The sequence below is a fragment of the Stenotrophomonas panacihumi genome (assembly GCF_001431645.1).
Taxonomy (GTDB): domain Bacteria; phylum Pseudomonadota; class Gammaproteobacteria; order Xanthomonadales; family Xanthomonadaceae; genus Stenotrophomonas_A; species Stenotrophomonas_A panacihumi.
Map to the genome: position 1 here is coordinate 1 of NZ_LLXU01000009.1, position 7,371 is coordinate 7,371.

Here is a 7,371-nt window from a genome sequence, read left to right on the forward strand (position 1 = left end):
GAAGGGGAGGGGGTCATGCTTCGAGGGGCGGGGGCGCCAAGGGCGGGCCCGCCGGGGGGCAAGTAAGGGTCGTCGTCCATAAGGTGCGCCCGGAAGGCGCTGGCGAATCTTAACAAAGACCGCGAAGAAACCGTGAATATCCCGGTCAGCGATGCCCGCCGACCCCGCCCGTGCGGGCAGGATTACCCGGTTGGGTCATCGAACGGTCATAATTCCACGGTTGCCGTCCCCTCCGCGACGGCTGGATGTGCCCTCTCCATGTTCTCCCTCCAGACGATCTTCGGCTCCGGCAAGCAGTTCTATACGCTTCTCGACGAGGCCGCCGAGGCCGCCTACGACAGCACCAAGGCCCTGCACGCGATGATGCGCGAGGCCGACCGCCAGCCCGCGCTGGACGCCTTCAAGCTCGCCCGCCTGCGCGAGCGCGCCGCCTCCGACAAGATCGGCCAGGCGCTGGTCGATTCCTTCATGACCCCGATCGAGCGCGAGGACATCGAAGCGCTGGGCTCGGCGCTGTACAAGATTCCCAAGCAGGTCGAGAAGTTCGCCGACCGCTACTCGCTGGCCACCCAGCACCTGGCGCACATCGACTTCGCCCCGCGCGCGTCCATGCTCGAACAGGCCGCCAGCGTGGTGGTGGAGATGGTGCGCGAGCTGCCGAAGATGAACATCGATCGCATGACCGCGCTCAACGACAAGCTGCGCATGATCGAGAACGAGGCCGACCGCCTGATGCTCGAGCTGTACCGCGACATCTATTCCGGCCGCCTGGACAACCTGCAGATGTTCCTGCTCAAGGAGTTCTTCGAGATCCTGGAGAAGGCCATCGACCGTTGCCGCGAGGCCGGCGTGGTGGTCTACCAGATCGTCCTGAAGAACAGCTGAGACCGCGCGCGTGCTTACCCTGGTCATTGTGGTGATCCTGGCCGCCCTGGTCTTCGAGTTCATCAACGGCTTCCACGACACCGCCAACTCCATCGCCACCGTGGTGGCGACCAAGGTGCTCTCGCCCGGCTGGGCGGTGATGCTGGCGGCGGGCATGAACCTGCTCGGCGCCCTCACCGGCACCGCGGTGGCGCTGACGATTGCTTCGGGCCTGCTCAACACCGGCGTGGTCGACGTCACCCCGCAGGTGGTGCTGTGCGCGCTGCTCGGCGGCATCATCTGGAACCTCATCACCTGGTGGAAGGGCCTGCCGTCCTCGTCCTCGCACGCGTTGATCGGCGGCCTGTGCGGCGCCGGCCTGGCCGCGGCGCAGAACAACTGGGACGCGCTGATCTGGTCGCAGAACGTCGGCGACTGGGCCAAGAACAAGGGCCTGCTGTGGAAGGTGTTCGTGCCGATGGTCACCTCGCCGGTGGCCGGCTTCCTGCTCGGCATCGTGGTGATGATGCTGCTGTGGGCGATCATCGCCGGCGTGGCGAAGCTGCCCGGGCCACTGAACCGGCTGGCCCGCCCGCGCTGGGTCAATGCGTTCTTCGGCAAGGCGCAGATCGCCTCGGCCGCCTACATGGGCTACGCGCACGGGCATAACGACGCGCAGAAGACCATGGGCATCATCGCCATGACGCTGATCGGCGCCGAACAGGTGGGCGCGCTGGACAACCTGCCGGGCTGGCTGTCGTTCCTGCATCCGGGCACCGGTGGCGACCAGCCGATCGCGCTGTGGATCGTGCTGACCTGCGCGGTGGTGATGGCCGCCGGTACCGCCTCGGGCGGCTGGAAGATCATCAAGACGCTGGGCCACAAGATGGTGAAGCTGCATCCGATCCACGGCTTCGCGGCGGAAACCAGCTCGGCCACCATCCTGACCCTGGCCGCCCACTTCGGCATGCCGGTGTCGACCACGCACAGCATCTCCACCGCGATCATGGGCGTGGGCTTCGCCAAGAACCCGCGCTCGCTGAAGTTCGGCGTGATCGAGCGGATCATCTGGGCATGGATCCTGACCATCCCGGCCGCCGGCCTGGTGTCGTACCTGATCCTGGAGTTGTTCCGGATGTTCGGCTGGACCTGAGGTCCGGCGGCACGGACAAGCAAAAGGCCCGCCATTGGCGGGCCTTTCGTTTTTTGATCGCTCCCGCGGACGGGGAGCGTGCGATCAGACCTCCAGCGAAGCCAGGTCGCCCTTCGACTCCAGCCACTGCTTGCGGTCGCCGGCGCGCTTCTTGGCCAGCAGCATGTCCATCAGCGAGCGGGTCTGCTCGCCATCGTCCACGGTCAGCTGCACCAGGCGGCGCGTATCCGGGTGGATGGTCGATTCGCGCAGCTGCTCCGGGTTCATTTCACCCAGGCCCTTGAAGCGGGTCACGCTGACCTGGCCCTTCATCTTGTCGCGGGCGATCTTGTCCAGCAGCGAGGTCTTCTCTTCCTCGTCCAGCGCATAGAACACCTGCTTGCCCACGTCCACGCGGAACAGCGGCGGCATCGCCACGAATACGTGGCCGGCCGCCACCAGTGCGGGGAAGTGCTTGAGGAACAAGGCCGTCAGCAGGGTGGCGATGTGCAGGCCGTCGGAGTCCGCGTCGGCCAGGATCACCACCTTGCCGTAGCGCAGGCCGTCGATCTCGTCCTTGCCCGGGTCGCAGCCGATGGCAATGGCCAGGTTGTGCACTTCCTCCGAGCCCAGCACGCTGCCGGAGGACACTTCCCAGGTGTTGAGGATCTTGCCGCGCAGCGGCAGGATCGCCTGGAAATCCTTGTCGCGCGCCTGCTTGGCCGAGCCACCCGCCGAGTCGCCTTCCACCAGGAACAGCTCGGTGCGCGAGAGGTCCTGGCTGATGCAGTCGGCCAGCTTGCCGGGCAGGGCCGGGCCCTGGGTGACCTTCTTGCGGACGATCTGCTTTTCGGTCTTCAGGCGCGCGCTGGCGCGCTCGATGGCGATCTGCGCGATCTTCTCGCCGATGTCCACGTTCTGGTTGAGCCACAGGCTGAAGGCATCGTGCGCGGCGCCTTCGATGAAGCCGGCGGCCTGGCGCGAGGACAGGCGCTCCTTGGTCTGGCCGGAGAACTGCGGGTCGGTCATCTTCAGGCTGAGCACGAAGGCGACGCGGTCCCACACGTCTTCCGGCGCCAGCTTGACGCCGCGCGGCAGCAGGTTGCGGAAGTCGCAGAACTCGCGCAGCGCATCGGTCAGGCCCGAGCGCAGGCCGTTGACGTGGGTGCCGTGCTGGGCGGTGGGAATCAGGTTGACGTAGCTCTCCTGCACCAGCTCGCCCTCGGCGACCCACGCCGCGGCCCAGTCCACCACTTCGGTGTCCTTCTTCAGGCTGCCGACGAACAGGTCGGCCGGCAGCAGCTCGCGGCCCGCCAGCTCGCCCCGGAGGTAATCGCGCAGGCCATCCTCGTAGTACCAGCTGTCCTGCTCGCCGGTGGCTTCGTCGAACAGCTTCACCGTCAGGCCCGGGCACAGCACGGCCTTGGCGCGCAGCAGGTGGCGCAGGGCGCGCGCGTTGATCTTCGGGGTGTCGAAATACTTCGGGTCCGGCCAGAAGCGCACGCGCGTGCCGGTGTTCTTCTTGCCCACCGTGCCGACCACTTCCAGCGGGGTGGCGCGGTCGCCGTCGCGGAAGGTGATGCGGTGCTCGGCGCCTTCGCGGCGGATGTGCACTTCCACCAGCTTGGAGAGCGCGTTGACCACGCTCACGCCCACGCCGTGCAGGCCGCCGGAGAAGGTGTAGTTGCGGTTGTTGAACTTGCCGCCCGCATGCAGGCGGGTGAGGATCAGCTCCACGCCGGGGATCTTCTCCTCCGGATGGATGTCCACCGGCATGCCGCGACCGTCGTCGGACACCTCGCAGCTGCCGTCCTTGTAGAGGGTGACCTCGATGGTGCGGGCGTGGCCGGCGAGCGCTTCGTCGACGGAGTTGTCGATGACTTCCTGGGCCAGGTGGTTCGGCCGCGCGGTGTCGGTGTACATGCCGGGGCGGCGCTTGACCGGATCCAGGCCGGAGAGGACTTCGATGTCGGCGGCGTTGTAACGGGTGTTCATGCAGCTCGCGATGGCGTGAGACGACGCGCAAGTGTGCGGTCTGGGGCGCCGTTTTGCACGCCCATGCCCGGCATTCAGTGCGCGGCCGGGCGGGGCTGGCTACCCTGAACCTTGTCATCCATGCCTTGTGGCCCCATTTGGGGAGCAAGGCGAAGCCGACAGGAGGAACCGCCATGAAGACCCGTCACATCCTGATGCTGGCCGCCGGCGTCGCCGCGCTGGCCGCCATCCCGCTCGCCATGGCCCAGCAGAAGGGTGGCCAGACCGAGGCGCTGGACCAGCGCGGTGCGCAGGCGCAGCAGACCGCCGACGAGCAGGCCAACGCCGAAGCCCAGGCGCGCGCCCAGCGTCGTGCCGCCGCCGCCGCGCAGAAGGATCGCGCCGTGAAGGAAGGCAAGGTCGGCGCCAAGGAAGAGGAAGAGGAAAAGCCGCTGCGCTGATCCCGCCCGCATCGAGTACATGCCAGGCGCCCCGGTTCCGGCCGGGGCGCCTGCTTTTTTGTGAGAGCGTCGCGCGCAGTGCTTGGGCAAAGCGCCGGCAACCTGTAAACTATGGCTTTCCGGGAGGCCTTGAGCCATGACCCCCCTGATCTTCGTTACCGGCGGCGTAGTGTCCTCGCTTGGCAAGGGCATCGCCGCCGCTTCGCTTGCGTCCATCCTCGAAGCACGTGGCCTGAAGGTCACGATGATGAAGCTGGACCCCTACATCAACGTCGACCCGGGCACGATGAGCCCGTTCCAGCACGGCGAGGTGTACGTCACCGACGACGGCGCCGAGACCGATCTGGACCTGGGCCACTACGAGCGCTTCGTGCGCACCCGCCTGTCGCGCAAGAATTCGGTCACCACCGGCCGGATCTACGAGAACGTGATCCGCAAGGAGCGCCGCGGCGACTACCTGGGCGCCACCGTGCAGGTCATCCCGCACATCACCGATGAAATCCGCCGCTGCATCGACGAGGCCACCGAAGGCTTCGACGTGGCGCTGGTGGAGATCGGCGGCACGGTGGGCGACATCGAATCGCTGCCGTTCCTGGAGGCGATCCGCCAGGTGCGCACCGAGCGCGGCGCCGAGAAGGCGATGTTCATGCACCTGACGCTGGTGCCGTACATCGCGGCGGCCGGCGAGCTGAAGACCAAGCCGACCCAGCACTCGGTCAAGGAACTGCGCTCGATCGGCATCCAGCCGGACGTGCTGCTGTGCCGTTCCGAGCAGGCGATCCCGGATTCCGAGCGCCGCAAGATCGCGCTGTTCACCAACGTCTCCGAGCGCGCGGTCATCAGCGCGGCCGATATCGACGTGCTGTACGGCATGCCGCTGGAGCTGCACCGCCAGGGCCTGGACGAGATCGTCATCGACCAGTTCAAGCTCCGCGAGAAGGCCGGCCCGGCCGATCTTTCGGAGTGGGCGGCGGTGGTGGATGCGGTCAAGCATCCGCTGGACGAAGTCACCATCGCGGTGGTCGGCAAGTACGTGGACCACCAGGACGCCTACAAGTCCGTCGGCGAGGCGCTCAAGCACGGCGGCCTGCGCCAGCGCACCAAGGTCAACCTGAAGTGGCTGGAAGCGCAGGAGCTGGAAGGCACGGACATGGCGGCGCTGGCCGACGTGGACGGCATCCTGGTGCCGGGCGGCTTCGGCGACCGCGGTTTCGAAGGCAAGGTGCTGACCTCGCAGTACGCCCGCAAGACCGGCGTGCCGTACTTCGGCATCTGCTACGGCATGCAGGCGGCGGTGGTGGATTTCGCCCGCCACGTGGCGAGCCTGGAAGGCGCCAACAGCACCGAGAACGACCGCCAGTCGCCGAATCCGGTGATCGGCCTGATCACCGAATGGCGCACGGCCACCGGCGAGGTGGAGAAGCGCGACGAGAAGTCCGACCTGGGCGGCACCATGCGCCTGGGCCTGCAGGAGCAGCGCCTGAAGCCGGGCACGCTGGCGCGCGAGCTATACGGCAAGGACGTGGTCGCCGAGCGCCACCGCCACCGTTACGAGTTCAACAACCGCTATCGCACGCAGCTGGAGGACGCCGGCCTGGTGATCGCCGCCAAGTCGATGGACGACACGCTGGTGGAGATGGTCGAACTGCCGCGCGAGACCCATCCGTGGTTCCTGGCCTGCCAGGCGCACCCGGAGTTCCTGTCCACCCCGCGCGACGGGCATCCGCTGTTCATCGGCTTCATCCGGGCCGCGCGCGAGCGCAAGGCCGGCGGCAAGCTGTTGAAGGAAGCCCGGGCCTGACCCATATAGGGCCTGTCCCGCGGCGCGGGGCGGGCCTGCCGATTCCAACGGGCAGGCGTTTGCCAATGCCCGAATTCCCAGGAGTGTCGTGATGAAACTGTGTGGCTTCGAAGTGGGGCTGGACCAGCCGCTGTTCCTGATCGCCGGCCCGTGCGTGGTCGAGTCGATGCAGCTGCAGCTGGACGTGGCTGGCCGGCTGAAGGAGATCACCGGCAAGCTCGGCATGAACTTCATCTTCAAGTCCAGCTTCGACAAGGCCAACCGCACGTCGGGCAACAGCTTCCGTGGTCCGGGCCTGGAAGAGGGCCTGAAGGTGCTGGCCGAGGTGAAGAAGCAGATTGGCGTGCCGGTGCTGACCGACGTGCACGAGTACACGCCGATGAACGAAGTGGCCGCGGTGGTGGACGTGCTGCAGACGCCGGCCTTCCTGGTGCGCCAGACCGACTTCATCCGCAACGTGTGTTCGGCCGGCCTGCCGGTGAACATCAAGAAGGGCCAATTCCTGTCGCCGTGGGACATGAAACCGGTGGTGGAGAAGGCCAAGTCGACCGGCAACCAGGACATCATGGTGTGCGAGCGTGGCGCATCGTTCGGCTACAACAACCTGGTGAGCGACATGCGCTCGCTGAGCGTGATGCGCGACACGGGTTGCCCGGTGGTGTTCGACGCGACCCACTCGGTGCAGCTGCCGGGCGGGCAGGGCACCAGCTCCGGTGGCCAGCGCGAGTTCGTGCCGGTGCTGGCGCGCGCGGCGGTGGCGGTGGGTATTTCGGGCCTGTTCGCCGAGACCCATCCGGATCCGAGCAAGGCGCTGTCCGATGGCCCGAACGCATGGCCGTTGGACAAGATGGAAGCCCTGCTGGAAACGCTGCTCGCTTTGGATTCGATCACCAAGCGGAACGGGTTCATCGAGTCCACGCTCTGATTTTCGTCTGATCGCTTGTTATGACGGCCGCCGTTCGAGGCGGCCGTTTTGTTTTTCGGCTTTGTATGGTGGGTCGCGAAACGGCGCTGGCGCCCGATTGTCCGCGCGTGGCGGCCGGGGGCAGCCCCTATCGGGACACGCCAAAAACCGCATCCATGCGGGGCTCGTCGGGCGACATCCATGTCGCCCCACGGTCCCGATAGGGGCTGCCCCC

General features: G+C 67.0%; 6 protein-coding genes. 5 read left to right on the plus strand and 1 reads right to left on the minus strand.

The window, feature by feature from the left end; all coding sequences use genetic code 11:
- Nucleotides 1–258 precede the first annotated feature (258 nt).
- Both ARC20_RS00540 and ARC20_RS00545 read left to right on the plus strand, forming a co-directional pair.
- Nucleotides 259–885 (plus strand): DUF47 domain-containing protein, encoded by a 627-nt coding sequence (locus tag ARC20_RS00540; protein ID WP_057642730.1) that lies wholly within the window; start codon nt 259–261, stop codon nt 883–885.
- A gap of 10 nt (nt 886–895) precedes the next feature.
- Complete coding sequence (locus ARC20_RS00545) at nt 896–2,017, plus strand: inorganic phosphate transporter (protein WP_057642733.1); 1,122 nt, start codon at nt 896–898, stop codon at nt 2,015–2,017.
- Between the two features lie 84 nt (nt 2,018–2,101).
- On the opposite strand, the gene parE is transcribed toward ARC20_RS00545, so the two are convergent.
- Nucleotides 2,102–3,991 (minus strand): DNA topoisomerase IV subunit B, encoded by a 1,890-nt coding sequence (gene parE, locus ARC20_RS00550; RefSeq protein WP_057642734.1) that lies wholly within the window; start codon nt 3,989–3,991, stop codon nt 2,102–2,104.
- A 173-nt stretch (nt 3,992–4,164) separates the two neighbouring features.
- Here parE and ARC20_RS00555 point away from each other — a divergent pair, with 173 nt between their 5' ends.
- The 3 genes from ARC20_RS00555 to kdsA all read left to right on the plus strand — a co-directional run bounded on the left by ARC20_RS00555 (nt 4,165) and on the right by kdsA (nt 7,157).
- Complete coding sequence (locus tag ARC20_RS00555) at nt 4,165–4,431, plus strand: hypothetical protein (RefSeq protein ID WP_057642737.1); 267 nt, start codon at nt 4,165–4,167, stop codon at nt 4,429–4,431.
- Nucleotides 4,432–4,567: 136 nt separating this feature from the next.
- The gene (pyrG, locus tag ARC20_RS00560; protein WP_057642740.1) at nt 4,568–6,232 is read left to right on the plus strand and encodes a CTP synthase; all 1,665 of its coding nucleotides are present in this window, start codon (nt 4,568–4,570) and stop codon (nt 6,230–6,232) included.
- Between the two features lie 91 nt (nt 6,233–6,323).
- Nucleotides 6,324–7,157 carry a 3-deoxy-8-phosphooctulonate synthase gene (kdsA, locus tag ARC20_RS00565; RefSeq protein WP_057642744.1) on the plus strand — a complete coding sequence of 278 codons (834 nt, stop codon included), beginning with the start codon at nt 6,324–6,326 and terminating at the stop codon, nt 7,155–7,157.
- Nucleotides 7,158–7,371: the final 214 nt, after the last annotated feature.

Coding starts and splice junctions, on each gene's coding strand:
- pyrG (WP_057642740.1), top strand. CDS start 4,568: ATGACCCCCCTGATCTTCGTTACCGGCGGCGTAGTGTCCTCGCTTGGC.
- ARC20_RS00540 (WP_057642730.1), top strand. CDS start 259: ATGTTCTCCCTCCAGACGATCTTCGGCTCCGGCAAGCAGTTCTATACG.
- parE (WP_057642734.1), bottom strand. CDS start 3,991: ATGAACACCCGTTACAACGCCGCCGACATCGAAGTCCTCTCCGGCCTG.
- kdsA (WP_057642744.1), top strand. CDS start 6,324: ATGAAACTGTGTGGCTTCGAAGTGGGGCTGGACCAGCCGCTGTTCCTG.
- ARC20_RS00555 (WP_057642737.1), top strand. CDS start 4,165: ATGAAGACCCGTCACATCCTGATGCTGGCCGCCGGCGTCGCCGCGCTG.